A 13409-nucleotide genomic window follows, 5' to 3' on the forward strand; every position below is an offset into this window, starting at 1 on the left:
GGTACCTACCGGAGGAACCACATGAATTGCCCCTTCTGCCGTAATGCCACCTCAAAGGTGGTTGATTCGCGTACCACTGATGATAATTCAGCGATTCGCCGCCGTCGTCAGTGCAGTAACTGCGGTAAGCGGTTCACCACCGTTGAGACTACCGCCGTGTCGGTTATTAAGCGAAGTGGTGTGACGGAGCCTTTTGATCGGTCCAAGATTGTCTCTGGTGTGCGCAAGGCCTGCCAGGGGCGGCCTGTAGGTGAGGACGACCTGGCCAAGCTGGCCCAGGAAGTGGAAGAATCGATCCGGGCTAAGGGTATCGCTGAGATTGATGCCCACGAGGTGGGGCTCTCAATCTTAGAGCCGCTCTCTAAGCTGGATACGGTAGCTTACCTGCGTTTTGCTAGTGTCTACCAGGCTTTTGAGTCATTGGATGATTTTGAGCGGGCTATTGCGGCCTTGCGCGCAGAGGGCGCGGACGAGGGGGAGCAGCCCACCTTGCTCTAGCAGCTAGATATGCCAGGACGCCGCCTGCTCACTTTGCTACCTGCTGGTAGGAGAGGGGGCAGCGGCGTCCTTTATTTGTTGGGGCTGGGGGTATCTAGTTCTGGGCGGTGGCGCGGCGTTCGTGTTCGCTGGGGTGGCCTGCTGCCCATAGGGCTGCGCCTACGATGCCGGCGTTGTTTCGTAGCTGGGCTATGGCCAGGGGGGTGTTAATCTCAGTTTCAAGGTAGGGTAGGAATTTTTCTGGGTGTTTCGAGATGCCGCCGCCAATGATGAACAGGTCGGGGGAGAAGAGGGATTCTACGTGGGAGAAGTATCGGCGCAGTCGCTTGCCGTATTTTTTCCAGGAGAGTTCTTGGTGTTCACGTACTCGGGCTGAGGCGCGGGTTTCTGCGTCGTGGCCATCAAGTTCAAGGTGGCCCAGTTCGGTGTTGGGAATGAGCTGGCCGTTCATGATGAGGGCAGAGCCGATACCGGTACCGAGGGTGACCATGATGATGAGCCCTTCCTTGCCTTGGCCTTGCCCGTAGGTGGCTTCGGCTAGGCCGGCGGCGTCGGCGTCGTTGAGGGCGTAAACGGTGCGGCCGCCCAGGGCCTGGCTCATGGTGCCCTCAAGGTCAGCACCAATCCAGGATTCGTGCACGTTGGCGGCAGAGAGTGTTACCCCGTTTTTTACGATGGCTGGAAAATCAATGCCTACCGCCGCATCGGGGAGGGGTGCCAGTTCTCGGCCTTGTAGCTCAGCGACGATTTCTTGTGCCACGGTGGCGCAGGCTTGGGGGGTGGCTGGCTGGGGGGTGGGGATGCGGAAGCGGTCGCCTACTAGCTGGCCGGTGCGGATATCGACGATACCGCCTTTCATTCCGGTGCCTCCGATGTCGATGCCGATGACCAGGTCCGCTGGGGTGGGTGCTGGGATGCCGGGGGTGGTTGTGTCCGTCATGGGCTTTCCTTGAGGGTCGTGGCGGTTAGGGCAGAGTGAGAATATCAACGCCGTCGGCGGTGACAACCATGGTGTGTTCAAATTGGGCGCTGCGTTTGCGGTCGCGGGTGACGACCGTCCAGTCGTCGTCCCACATGTCCCATTCGATGGTGCCGAGGGTGAGCATGGGTTCGATGGTGAAGATCATGCCTTCTTCGATGACGGTGTTGTAGGCTGGGGCGGCGTCGTAGTGGGGGATGATGAGGCCGGAGTGGAATTCGCGTCCTACCCCGTGGCCGGTGAAGTCTCGTACTACCCCGTAGCCGAAGCGGGCTGCGTATTTTTCGATGACGCGGCCGATGATGTTGATTTCACGGCCGGGGCGTACTGCTTTCATGGCGCGGTTGAGGGCTTCTTCGGTGCGCTCAACTAGTAGGCGGGATTCTTCGTCTACATTGCCGATGAGGAGGGTGCGGTTGGTGTCACCGTGCATGTTGTTTAGGTAGGCGGTTACATCTAGGTTGAGGATGTCGCCGTCTTCTAGCACGGTGGAGTCGGGGATGCCGTGGCAGATGACTTCGTTGAGTGAGGTGCATACGCTTTTGGAGTAGCCGCGGTAGTCGACGGTGGAGGGGTAGGCTCCGTGGTCGCAGATGTATTCGTGGACGAGTACGTCGATGTCGTTGGTGGTGGTGCCGGGGGTCGCAATTTTTTCGGCTTCGACGATGGCTCCGGCTGCGATTTTTCCGGCGGCTCGTACTTTTTCTATTTCTTCGGGGGTGTAGAAGTCTGAGCCTTGCCCTTCGTTGGCTTCGGGTTTACCGACGTATTCGGGGCGGACGATGTGGGCTGGTACCGGGCGCATGGGGGCAACGGTGCCGGGGGTGAGGTTTCCGATGGGGGCTTTGCCTGGTTCGGTGGGGAGGTTGTGGCTTACTGATGATGTCGACATGTCTTCTAGCTTAACCGCTGAGTGCTCATCGGTTGGGCTTAGGGCGGTGTCAAAAGCTGTATCTTTCACCTAAGAAGGCGTAAAGTGGTGCATGTAACATCCCTGATGGTGCGAAGGAAGATGCCATGTCACTCAATGATTACACCCCTGGCCCCCATGACCGCCAGTACTGGTACAACTTGAGCACCGGTCAGGTGGAGGAGGGGCAGCAGTCTAAAATTACTGAGCTGTGGGGCCCCTTTGCTACCCGCCAAGAGGCCGAGCGGGCTATGGAGAAAGCTAAAGAGCGCAACGAGCAGTGGGACCAAGAAAACCAGAAGTGGTAGGTGAGCTTCTCGTCTTATCTGCTGGTGCGCTCTCTTAACTTTTATCTTTTGAGGTCTTATCGAAGTTTCTGTTGGGTCAGCCAGTGGAAGAGCCCTACGCACAGGCCACCGCCCACGATGTTCCCCAGGGTAACTGGGATGAGGTTGGAGAGAATGACTGCGCCCCAGGTGAGGGTGGGTTCTGTTCCGATAATCACCCCGTAGGGCAGCAGGAACATGTTGGCGATGGAGTGTTCGAACCCTAGGGCTACGAAGGCTGTGATAGGGCCTATGACAGCGATGATTTTATCTACGGTGCTACGGCCCGCGAAGGTCATGAAGACTGCTGTGCAGACCAGGAAGTTAGCACCAATGCCGAGGGCAAAGGCCTGGCCCCAGGGGTAGCTTACTTTGGTTGTGGCTGCTGTGGTTACGAGCTGCCCCCAGGCCCCGCTACTTCTCTCCTGTAAGCCTCCCCAGTAGCATAGGGCAACCACGAGTGCTGCCCCCACCAGGTTCCCCGTATAAGACAGAGCCCAATGTTTGAGAAGCTGCACCCATGAGATTACCCCGGAGGCGCGGGCTGCAAGCGTCATGGTGGTTGAGGTGAAGAGTTCAGCCCCGGTCATGACCACCATCATCAGACCCACAGAGAAGGTCATTGCGCACAAGAGTTTCAAAACACCGCTGGGCATGTTTTCTCCCCCGAGCTGGGTGTTGATATAAAGGGCGAAGCCAAAGGCGATGAGCCCACCTCCTGGTAAGGCCAGTAGGAAGGTCTTGAGGGGAGAGGCATCTGCTGTTTTAGCTTTGATCTCTAAGGCGGTGATGGTTTTTTCAATCATCTCTGCCGGGGTAGGGGTAGCTGATGACGCGTGTGGTGCTGTTTCTGCCGTAGACATGCTTTAACTCTAGTGGCCTCAGGGCACACCGCCAACTGAGTGCACTCTTGGGGGTTATCTCAGCCGGTGAAAGAAATCTTTAAAAATCGTTACTCTTATATGCTCTGAGAGCGTGCCAACTGGGCACTTGTGGGGGTTACGTTCTAGAGTTGATGCTAAGGATTCGTTTGCTCGCCCACCGGGGCGCGGGCACCACCTTTAGACATGAACGGATAGGTTACATGGATCGTCAGCAAGAATTCGTTTTGCGCACCATTGAAGAGCGCAACGTGCGTTTCGTCCGCCTCTGGTTTACCGACGTGGTGGGGCAACTTAAATCAGTTGCTATCGCACCGGCTGAGGTAGAAAGCGCCTTTGACGAAGGTATTGGTTTTGACGGTTCTTCTATTGAAGGCCTTTCCCGTGTCTATGAGTCAGACATGCTGCTGCAACCTGACCCCTCCACCTTCCAGGTTCTGCCCTGGCGTGGGGAGGACGAATCTACTTCCCGCATGTTCTGCGATATCTTGACCCCCGACGGGGAACCTAGCACCTCTGATACTCGTGGTGTGCTCAAAAAAGTGCTGTCTAAAGCAGCGGGCATGGGGTTCACCTGCTACACCTCACCAGAAATTGAGTTCTACCTGCTCAAATCGAAGGAACTTGGGCCCAATGGTTTCCCCGAACCGGTCGACTTCGAAAGCTACTTTGACCATACCCCCGGCGGGGCAGTCCAAGACTTCCGCCGCAAAGCAGTAACCAACCTAGAAGAAATCGGCATCTCTGTAGAGTTCTCCCACCACGAAACTGGTCCCGGCCAAAACGAAATCGACCTTCGTCACGCAGACGCCCTCCAGACTGCCGACAACATCATGAGCTTCCGCACCGTCATTAAGGAAGTCGCTCTTTCCCAGGGCATCTACGCAACCTTCATGCCTAAGCCCTTCACTGAACACGCAGGCTCTGGCATGCACACCCACTTCTCCCTCTTTGAAGGTGACACTAACGCCTTCTTCGAAGCAGGAGCAGAATACCAGCTCTCACGCACCGCCAAACACTTTATCGCCGGTGTGCTACGCCATGCCCCTGAGTTCACCTCTGTCACCAGCCAGTTCGTCAACTCCTACAAGCGCCTCTGGGGCGGCGGCGAAGCACCCTCCTTCGTCTCCTGGGGCCACAATAACCGCTCAGCCCTGGTCCGCGTTCCTCTCTATAAGCCCAATAAGATGCAGTCAGCCCGCATGGAATACCGCGGTATCGACTCAGCCTCCAACCCCTACCTGGCTTATGCCGTGATTCTGGCTGCTGGCCTCAAGGGCGTGGAGAACGAATACGAGCTACCTAGCGCCGCAGTCACCGAGGATATCGCTGCAATGACCAGCGCCGAACGCCGGGCCATGGGCTACCACGCCCTGCCCTCATCTCTCTACGATGCAATCCACCGCACCGAAGAATCAGAGTTCATGGCTGAAACCCTTGGCGAACAGGTCTTTGAACAGTTCCTGCGCAACAAGCGCCAGGACTGGGAGGCCTTCCGCGCAGAAGTAACCCCCTATGAACTGAAAAATAGCCTCGGAATTCTCTAGCACCCGCAAGCAGGCGCAACACCCCAACAGGTGTTGCGCCTGCTGCGATATTACCCCAAGGAGTCAGCGGTGACCCACACCCAGCAGAACGAAACCCCCCAAGAGGCAGCCTACCGGGCTGAAGAAGAACGCAAGGCCCACCTCCGCCTGGTCAGCGAAATGGTGTCCCTAGGTTTCTATGACGCTGCCAAAAGCGTCCGCTGGCTCAGATCCCCAGAACTCCAGGGCCTAGACCGGGCCAAACTCTTTGAGGGCCTACGCCTTGCCCCTTCACCTGATATCGCCCTTCCTGCCCTGGTACGGCTCATTGAGCGCGCCCCCCAGGTGGCAGAGCTAGCGCAAAAAGGCGCTCAAGCTGAAGCCCTCTACCGTCTCTTAGGGGGATCTGAGGCGCTAGGGGAGTTCCTAATCCGCCACCCCGAACACGCCTCCTTACTGGCCCTAGACCCCACCTCCTTTTCTGGGCAGGACCACCCGGCCTCCTTAATGCCAGAGACAGATGAAGAATATCTATCCCCAATCGCGCCGCTAGATACTCTCTACCGCCGTGAACTACTCACAGCCGTCGGCGCAGACCCCAATGCGACTGACCCGCAAGCCCAGCTCACCGGTAAAGAAGCCTACACTGCCCTGCGCGTAGCCTACCGCCGTCACCTCACAGAACTAGCCATCTACGACCTCACCAGCTTCGCCCCGGCCCAGTTCATGCCAACGGTCGGGCGGCTCCTAGCTGATCTGGCTGCTGCCGCCATTGAAGGTGCCCTCGCTATCGCCCGAGCCGACGTCAGCAAAAACTACGACCCCCAGACAGTAGCTGCTGTGCAACTGGCAGTCATCGGCATGGGCAAATGCGGGGCACGCGAACTCAACTACATCTCTGATGTCGACGTCGTCTACGCGGTAGCCCACACACCTCTCACCGACCTACCGGAGGGCTTTACCCCCCTAGATGAGAACACCCTGACCCAGATTGGTACCGAACTGGTCATGGCCCTCTCCAAGGCCATTATGGCCCCAGCCCCAGAACCTGCCCTCTGGGAAGTAGACGCTAACCTCCGCCCAGAAGGTAAGGACGGGGCCCTGGTTCGCACCGTGGAATCCTACACCACCTACTACAAACGCTGGGCCGAAAACTGGGAATTTCAGGCCCTGCTCAAAGCCCGCCCTATCGCTGGCACCCCCGAGCTAGGCGTCCGCTGGGCCAGGGCCATGCGCCCCTTCATCTGGGAATCTGCAACCCGCGACTCCTTTGTAGAATCAGTCCAAGCCATGCGCCGGCGCGTTACCGATAACATCCCCGCAGCAGAAGTAGACCGCCAAATTAAGCTAGGCCCAGGCGGGCTACGAGACGTCGAATTTACCGTGCAGCTACTGCAGCTCGTGCACGGACGCACCGACGAGAGCATCCGCACCCAAACCACCACCGACTCCATCGCCGCCCTCGCTAAAGCCAGCTATATCGGCCGTAAAGACGCCCACGATTTTGCCGAGAACTATGCCACCTTACGGGTCATGGAGCACCGTATTCAACTCCTGTATATGCGCCGCACCCACCTGATGCCCGCTAAAGAAAAAGACCGCCGCGCTCTTGCCCGGGCCATGAATTCGCCCCTAGCCCCCACCCACCTGACCGAAGCTGAGATGCTCAAACAGTGGGCTGGTATCAAACGGGTAGTCAAGTCTCTGCACGAGCGGCTTTTCTTCCGTCCTCTTCTGGCCGCTGTCGCCCACCTTTCTAAGGCCGAAGTTGCCCTCTCGCCCCAGGCGGCTCAAGATCGTCTGGCTGCCCTGGGCTATAAGGACCCCAAACGCGCTATGGGCCACATTGAAGCCCTCACTAAGGGGCTGCGCCGCTCAGCAGAGATCCAACGCACCCTTATGCCTGTGCTTCTGGGTTGGTTCGCCAAAGGTGTTAATCCGGACGCCGGCCTCCTCGGTTTCCGCCGTATCAGCGAGTCCCTCGGCGGCACCCCCTGGTACCTGCGCATGCTCCGCGACTCACCGGCAGCAGCAGAACGACTCTGCTCCCTGCTGTCCTCCTCCCGCTTCATCACAGACCTATTGGAGGACACCCCAGAACCTATCGCCTGGCTAGACCGGGCTGAAGATCTCAAACCGCGCAGCACCGACGTCATCATAGGAGAGTTACGTTCCCAGCTCACCCGCCATACCGATTCTGCCGAAGCCATTCGGGCAGTACGCATGGTGCGCCGCCGCGAAATACTGCGCCTGGCCATGGGGGAGGCCCTCGGCCTGAACACCAACGCAGAAGTTGCCCACGGCCTATCAGATATCGACCGGGGAGCCATCCAATCAGCCCTGGCTATTGCCGAGCGAGAAACCTACACAGATGGCCGCACCCCGCTCACTGACCTTGCGGTAATCGCTATGGGCCGTCAGGGCGGGGCCGAAATCGGCTACGGCTCAGACTCCGACCTCATCTACGTGCACATACCGCGCGAGGGGGCCGATGGTAAAGCAGCCCAAGCAGAAGCAACGGACCTCATCAACCGCATGGTCAGCCTACTCAAACAACCCACCACACCACCGATTCGGGCTGAGAAGGTTCTCGAGATTGATGCTGACTTGCGCCCTGAAGGTAAGTCTGGGGCTATGGTGCGCTCGCTGGAGTCTTTCCGCGAATACTATGAGCGTTGGGCAGATACCTGGGAGTTTCAGGCTCTACTGCGTGCTCGCCCTTTTGCTGGTTCTGAATATGTGGGCGCGGCTTTTATTGAGCTCATCGACCCCTACCGGTACCCGGTTTCTTTCTCTGCTGAGAAGGTCACCGAGATCCGCCGTATGAAGGCCCGTGTGGAGACCGAACGTATGCCCCGCGGGTCTGATAAGACCCGCCAGCTCAAGCTGGGCCGGGGCGGGTTGACGGACGTCGAATGGCTGGTTCAGCTCTTGCAGCTACAACATGCACACCGAGTACCAGGGATGCAGACAACCTCTACTCTCAAGGCTTTAGAGGCAGCTGTAGAGGCCGGACTTATTGATGAGCAAGATGCCAGCTTGCTTTCAAGGGCTTGGAAACTTGCCTCAAAGATACGCGGGCTGAACGTGTTGCGTACCGGTAGAGCATCAGATACATTGACGACCACCCGCTCAGATCTTGAAGCGATTGCCCGCTGGTGTGGTTACGCGCCCGGTTCTGCCTGGAAACTAGAGGACGATTACCTGCGTATTACACGTCAGGCCCGCGCAGTCTATGAAAAGCTCTTCTACCCGCAGGCCTCGTAGAAGGCTCAGATAAGACGACTTGTGCTGGGCGTGTTCTGGCGTGCAGACCCCTACTTAGGGGGGGCGGGCATCAACCTTCCAGCGCATGCAAAAGGCGGGGGCCGGTTACCTTGAAAAGGTGACCGGCCCCCGCCAGAGGAATATCTAGGAGCTACAGGTCTTAGACGCCGTAGTACATCTCGTATTCGAGGGGGTGGGGTACAAGCAGCAGGGGAGCGAGCTCATTGGTGCGCTTGTAGTCAATCCATGCTGAGATGAGGTCTTCAGTGAAGACGTCGCCTGCTAGCAGGAAGTCGTGGTCCTTCTCCAGAGCGTCCAGGGCTTCTTCAAGGTTGATGGGGGCCTTCTTGATGTCTGCTGCTTCTTCAGCAGGCAGTTCGTAGAGGTCCTTGTCGATGGGTGCAGGCGGTTCGATGCGGTTGCGGATACCGTCCAGACCTGCCATGAGCTGGGCTGCGAAGGACAGGTAGGGGTTAGAGGAGGGGTCCGGTGCACGGAACTCGAGGCGCTTGGCCTTGGGGTTGGTGCCGGTGATGGGGATACGGATACCTGCCGAACGGTTACCCTGTGAGTAGACCATGTTGATAGGTGCTTCGTAGCCGGGAACCAGGCGCTTGTAGGAGTTGACGGTGGGGTTGGTGAAAGCTAGAACTGATGAGGAGTGCTCAATCAGACCACCAATGTACCAGCGGGCAATATCTGAGAGGCCTGCGTAGCCGCGCTCATCGTAGAAGAGGGGCTCGCCGTCCTGCCATAGTGACTGGTGGCAGTGCATGCCTGAACCGTTGTCGCCAAAGACAGGCTTGGGCATGAAGGTGACGGTCTTGCCCCACTGGTCGGCGGTGTTCTTGATGACGTACTTGAACTTGAGCAGGTCATCTGCTGCCTGGGTGAGGGTAGAGAACTTGTAGTTAATCTCAGCCTGGCCGGGTGCACCAACTTCGTGGTGGGAACGCTCAACTTCGAGGCCTACTTCGTCAAGGCTTACGCACATGGCGTCGCGCAAATCTGCCTGCTTATCGACGGGGGAGACGGGGAAGTAGCCGCCCTTGGTCTGGGTCTTGTTGCCCAGGTTGCCGCCTTCTTCCTTGCGGCCAGAGTTCCAGGGAGCTTCATCTGAATCAATCTTGAAGGAGACTGACTGGGGAGTGACTTCGTGCTGGACGTTTTCGAAGACGAAGAATTCTGCTTCTGATGCGAAGAAAGCGGTGTCTGCGATACCGGTTGACTTCAGGTACTCTTCGGCGCGTTCTGCAACACCACGGGGGTCACGGTGGTATGACTCACCGGTGCGGGGGTTAACAATGGAGCCGGTAACGACCAGGGTCTTTTCAAGACGGAAGGGGTCAACGTAGCAGCTAGTGACATCGGGGATCAGCTGCATGTCAGACTCTGCGATGCCCTGGAAACCACGGATTGAGGAGCCATCGAACATCTGGCCTACGGTGAAGAAATCTTCGTCGATAGCCTTAGCGGGCAGGTTGAAGTGCTGCTGAACGCCGGGCAGGTCGCAGAAGCGGATGTCAACGAACTTGATGTCTTCGTTCTTGATGAAGTCGAGGACTTCCTGTGCAGTAGTGAACATGGTCGTTTGTTCTCCTTGAGTTGTTATCGACCCATGGGTGCCCGTTTGCAGGGGCTCCCTCGCTGTTGTTTCTAGCCTAAGGCGTATTTTTTGCCCTAAAGTGTCGCTTTTGTTTCGCGCATGTAACTTGCCTTGTGCCTGGGTTGCGTGGGCGTTACCTGGTTTAAGGGGGCTACGGTCCCTTATATCTAGTGTAGGGGTTCTAAGCTCAAGTTTCTCAGAGTACGGGATGCTTGCCCCAGCTTTTCCCCAGTGAAAGGAGCTAAGAGCCGGTAAGGTTAGTGGGGTGCTGACAAGAAAAGAATTAGGCTCATGGATTGAAGGTGCCCCCACTGATCAGGAGTACCCCGGCCAGAATATGGGCAGACCGCGGTCAGGACGGGGAGCCGTGGCTCGCCCGGGGCGCCGTCTGCTAGCTTTCTGGGTGGATTGGTTACTGGTTGAAGGCATCTTTTTTGTGCTGGGGCAGACTATCTTCCCCACCGTCAATACGGCCATCCCCGATATCGTACAGCTAGTCTTTTTCTGGCTCTATATGGTGGCAGCTGTAGGTTTCATGGGGCATACCATGGGGCATTTTGCCCTGGGCATGCAGGTGCAAAGACTCGATGGTAAACCCGCTGGTTGGCTGACCGCCCTTATCCGCCAGTCCCTCATCATGCTGGTATTACCCGTTGTCATTATGGACGCAGACCAGCGAGGCTTACATGACCGGGCCCGTCACACTATTTTGGTGATGATTCGATAAAAGAAAGATAATATGACGAACCCTAACCCCGAAGAACCGCCCCACACAAAGGACCCGGCGCTACCGTCCTTTCTCACCCAGCCACGAAAAATCGACAAGATTCTTTTGAGTCTTTTGGGTTTGATGACTATTTATTCAATGGTCATGATTCCTCTGCGCCCTAACCTCATGGTTGATGCCCCCTGGCTTCTCTCACTGCTCACAGGATCAGGGCTGGGGCTACTGATTACAGCCGCCCAGAACCAGGGTGCTGTCCTCATGCTAGCTGCCCTCAGCCTAGCTGCAGCTGCCAGTGCCATCAAATTCTTGCTTGTCTACTTCTTCATGGGCAAACACTGGGGGCAGGATTTCATCACCTGGATATTCGCCAACCACACCCCCCTGTGGTGGCGCAAACTTGAAGGGTTTGTCGAGAAGCACCTTTTCCTGAGCCTGGCATTAGGGTTTATCCCCTTCTCACCTATCCCTGCCACAATCCTGGTTGCAATCGCCGGGATTCGCAAAATCAAGGGGTGGATGATTGGCCTCTATATCTTCCTGCTGGCCCTGTGCAATAAGCTCTTCTACCTCTACCTGGGATTGCGTTTTGGTGAAGGCATACAGCCAACTCTCGAAACTATCGACCGCTACATGATGCAAATAACCCTGGCCTTGATTGCCTACGTTTTCATCATGAACTGGTGGCGTAGCTCTAAGAAAAAAACTGGGCAGTAGACTTGCCCACGGTACAAAGGGGGGGGCGCTCAACAGGTGTTGAGCGGGCCCCCCTTATGTGAGTAAACCCTTAGGCTTAGCGCATGCCCTTACGGTTAGGGCGCATACGCATAGGGTCAATACCCTTAGGAATAGCATTGAGCATGTTGTTCTGCTTTGACAGCGAATCAATGCGGTTTGCTACCTGGTGCATCTCCTGCTGGGTGAGCTTCTTAGAAAGCTTATTCATGGTCTTGGTGAGCTGCTTAAGCTCAACCTGGCCCTCAGCAGAACCGGTGTTAATGACGGTAACAGGAACAGTTGGCACAATCTTGGTGTACTTGAGCTTTTCCTTCTGAACCAGGCCATTGACGCGGCTGGTGGGCCCCTCAGTGACGAGGACGATGCCAGGGCGTCCAATGGCGCGGAAGACGACGTCCTGGGATTTGTTGGCTGCTACGGGGCGCTGCTCGAAAATCCAGCCGCGACGCAGGGTAGAGAGAGCTGCACCGGAGCGTCCGGGCTGGCCTTCTAACTGCGCGAAGGCAGCCTTTTCTGCACGGCGAGAGAGCACCATGACAGCGAACAAGATACCCAGGGGGATACCAATCAGCAGGAAGGTAATCCAGTTATTCAGTAGCAGACCGATGAGTAGGAAAACCAGAAGGGTGCCACAGAAGATGAGGGCAAGAATCCAGGGGATGGTGGGGTCCTGCTCGCGGGTCATAGCATAGACCTGCTTCATCTGAGCAAACATGCCGGGGCCACGCTTGGCGCGGCGCTCCTGACGAGCTTTCTTCTTTTCTTCGCGGGTCTGTGCGCGGGTGCTGCCACGGGATTCAGCCACTGTGTTTCCTTCGTGAGTCGATTCTGGGCGGGCGGGTGCCATACGCGCCCTAACTTACCTATTCTATACGGCAAGCGCCCACCGGTGAAACCGCTGGGCGCTTGAAACTCTAGAGGCTGAGCTAGCTTTTATGCTCCGGCCGCTACCAAAGAGCTGGCCTCCTGCATAGCAAAACCTGAATCTTCGATGTGAGACAGGTGCTCAGGAATCTTACGCCCCTGCTTCTTCATTGCACGAGCCCAGAGCTTACCGGCACGGTAGGACGAGCGTACCATGGGGCCTGCCATGACGCCGGCAAAGCCGATTTCTTCAGCCATCTTCGACAATTCAACGAACTCAGCGGGCTTAACCCAGCGGTCGATGGGGTGGAAGAGAGGGCCAGGGCGCAGGTATTGGGTAAGAGTAATCAAATCAGTGCCAGCATCGTGCAGGTCGCACAGGGCCTCGTAGACTTCGTCATTGGTTTCGCCCATACCCAGAATCAGGTTGGACTTGGTAATCAAGCCTGCCTCTTTACCCTGGGTGATGACGTCCAAAGAACGCTCGTAGCGGAAGGCAGGGCGAATCTGACGGAAGATACGAGGAACAGTCTCAAGATTGTGGGCAAAGACCTCAGGCTGGGCATCAATAACCTGCTGGACGTCCTCTTCCTTACCCTTAAAATCGGGAATCAGGATTTCGACCCCAGTATTAGGGGAAACCCGGTGAATCTGACGGATAGTTTCGGCATAAAGCCAGGCCCCGCCGTCTTCAAGATCATCACGTGCTACACCGGTGACCGTGGCGTAGCGCAGACCCATCTTCTTAACGTTCAGTGCTACCTTCAGAGGCTCGGTGCGGTCGATGGCAACAGGCTTGCCGGTGTCAATCATGCAGAAGTCACAACGGCGGGTACATTCTGAACCGCCGATGAGGTAGGTGGCCTCGCGGTCTTCCCAACATTCGAAGATGTTGGGGCAGCCTGCCTCTTCACACACAGTGTGCAGGCCAGAGCCTCGGGCCAAGTCAATCATTTCCTTGTATTCAGGGCCGACCTTGGCCTTGGTCTTAATCCATGAGGGCTTCTTCTCGATGGGGACCTCGGCATTGCGGGCTTCAACGCGAAGCAGCTTGCGGCCTTCTGGCTGGGCGCTCATGAGGTGGGGTTCT

General features: G+C 57.1%; 12 protein-coding genes. 6 read left to right on the forward strand and 6 right to left on the reverse strand.

Going from position 1 to position 13409, the window contains the following annotated elements; all coding sequences use genetic code 11:
* Window positions 1–21 precede the first annotated feature (21 nt).
* Window positions 22–498 (forward strand): transcriptional regulator NrdR, encoded by a 477-nt coding sequence (gene nrdR / locus ACED87_RS03210; RefSeq protein ID WP_449082665.1) that lies wholly within the window; start codon window positions 22–24, stop codon window positions 496–498.
* Window positions 499–592: 94 nt separating this feature from the next.
* Here the strand turns inward: nrdR and ppgK are convergent, their stop codons facing one another.
* Together ppgK and map are read right to left on the reverse strand one after the other, a co-directional pair.
* Entirely contained in the window at window positions 593–1438 is an 846-nt protein-coding gene (gene ppgK / locus ACED87_RS03215) for a polyphosphate--glucose phosphotransferase (protein WP_449082667.1), read from the reverse strand.
* 25 nt (window positions 1439–1463) lie between these two features.
* Complete coding sequence (map, locus tag ACED87_RS03220; protein ID WP_449082669.1) at window positions 1464–2369, reverse strand: type I methionyl aminopeptidase; 906 nt, start codon at window positions 2367–2369, stop codon at window positions 1464–1466.
* A 125-nt stretch (window positions 2370–2494) separates the two neighbouring features.
* Here map and ACED87_RS03225 point away from each other — a divergent pair, with 125 nt between their 5' ends.
* On the forward strand, window positions 2495–2695 hold the full coding sequence (locus ACED87_RS03225; RefSeq protein ID WP_449082670.1) for an SPOR domain-containing protein: 201 nt from the start codon (window positions 2495–2497) through the stop codon (window positions 2693–2695).
* 56 nt (window positions 2696–2751) lie between these two features.
* Here the strand turns inward: ACED87_RS03225 and ACED87_RS03230 are convergent, their stop codons facing one another.
* Entirely contained in the window at window positions 2752–3576 is an 825-nt protein-coding gene (locus tag ACED87_RS03230) for a formate/nitrite transporter family protein (protein ID WP_449082672.1), read from the reverse strand.
* A gap of 221 nt (window positions 3577–3797) precedes the next feature.
* On the opposite strand from ACED87_RS03230, the gene glnA (ACED87_RS03235) reads away from it, so the two are divergent.
* Both glnA (ACED87_RS03235) and ACED87_RS03240 read left to right on the forward strand, forming a co-directional pair.
* On the forward strand, window positions 3798–5141 hold the full coding sequence (gene glnA / locus ACED87_RS03235; RefSeq protein WP_449082674.1) for a type I glutamate--ammonia ligase: 1344 nt from the start codon (window positions 3798–3800) through the stop codon (window positions 5139–5141).
* 69 nt (window positions 5142–5210) lie between these two features.
* Entirely contained in the window at window positions 5211–8387 is a 3177-nt protein-coding gene (locus ACED87_RS03240) for a bifunctional [glutamine synthetase] adenylyltransferase/[glutamine synthetase]-adenylyl-L-tyrosine phosphorylase (protein WP_449082676.1), read from the forward strand.
* A gap of 160 nt (window positions 8388–8547) precedes the next feature.
* On the opposite strand, the gene glnA (ACED87_RS03245) is transcribed toward ACED87_RS03240, so the two are convergent.
* On the reverse strand, window positions 8548–9972 hold the full coding sequence (gene glnA / locus ACED87_RS03245) for a type I glutamate--ammonia ligase (protein ID WP_449082678.1): 1425 nt from the start codon (window positions 9970–9972) through the stop codon (window positions 8548–8550).
* Window positions 9973–10360: 388 nt separating this feature from the next.
* Here glnA (ACED87_RS03245) and ACED87_RS03250 point away from each other — a divergent pair, with 388 nt between their 5' ends.
* The gene (locus ACED87_RS03250) at window positions 10361–10720 is read left to right on the forward strand and encodes an RDD family protein (RefSeq protein ID WP_449082680.1); all 360 of its coding nucleotides are present in this window, start codon (window positions 10361–10363) and stop codon (window positions 10718–10720) included.
* Window positions 10721–10732: 12 nt separating this feature from the next.
* Window positions 10733–11434 (forward strand): hypothetical protein, encoded by a 702-nt coding sequence (locus ACED87_RS03255; protein WP_449082681.1) that lies wholly within the window; start codon window positions 10733–10735, stop codon window positions 11432–11434.
* 76 nt (window positions 11435–11510) lie between these two features.
* On the opposite strand, the gene ACED87_RS03260 is transcribed toward ACED87_RS03255, so the two are convergent.
* Together ACED87_RS03260 and lipA are read right to left on the reverse strand one after the other, a co-directional pair.
* On the reverse strand, window positions 11511–12260 hold the full coding sequence (locus ACED87_RS03260) for a DUF4191 domain-containing protein (RefSeq protein WP_449082683.1): 750 nt from the start codon (window positions 12258–12260) through the stop codon (window positions 11511–11513).
* 128 nt (window positions 12261–12388) lie between these two features.
* The gene (gene lipA / locus ACED87_RS03265) at window positions 12389–13396 is read right to left on the reverse strand and encodes a lipoyl synthase (protein ID WP_449082685.1); all 1008 of its coding nucleotides are present in this window, start codon (window positions 13394–13396) and stop codon (window positions 12389–12391) included.
* Window positions 13397–13409 lie beyond the last annotated feature (13 nt).

It is taken from the genome of Rothia sp. 32237D007AR, from assembly GCF_053544675.1.

Excerpts from the sequence above, each read along its gene's own strand:
- glnA (WP_449082678.1), bottom strand. The coding sequence starts at position 9,972 with ATGTTCACTACTGCACAGGAAGTCCTCGACTTCATCAAGAACGAAGAC.
- ACED87_RS03225 (WP_449082670.1), top strand. The coding sequence starts at position 2,495 with ATGTCACTCAATGATTACACCCCTGGCCCCCATGACCGCCAGTACTGG.
- ACED87_RS03230 (WP_449082672.1), bottom strand. The coding sequence starts at position 3,576 with ATGTCTACGGCAGAAACAGCACCACACGCGTCATCAGCTACCCCTACC.
- map (WP_449082669.1), bottom strand. The coding sequence starts at position 2,369 with ATGTCGACATCATCAGTAAGCCACAACCTCCCCACCGAACCAGGCAAA.
- ACED87_RS03255 (WP_449082681.1), top strand. The coding sequence starts at position 10,733 with ATGACGAACCCTAACCCCGAAGAACCGCCCCACACAAAGGACCCGGCG.
- nrdR (WP_449082665.1), top strand. The coding sequence starts at position 22 with ATGAATTGCCCCTTCTGCCGTAATGCCACCTCAAAGGTGGTTGATTCG.
- ppgK (WP_449082667.1), bottom strand. The coding sequence starts at position 1,438 with ATGACGGACACAACCACCCCCGGCATCCCAGCACCCACCCCAGCGGAC.
- glnA (WP_449082674.1), top strand. The coding sequence starts at position 3,798 with ATGGATCGTCAGCAAGAATTCGTTTTGCGCACCATTGAAGAGCGCAAC.
- lipA (WP_449082685.1), bottom strand. The coding sequence starts at position 13,396 with ATGAGCGCCCAGCCAGAAGGCCGCAAGCTGCTTCGCGTTGAAGCCCGC.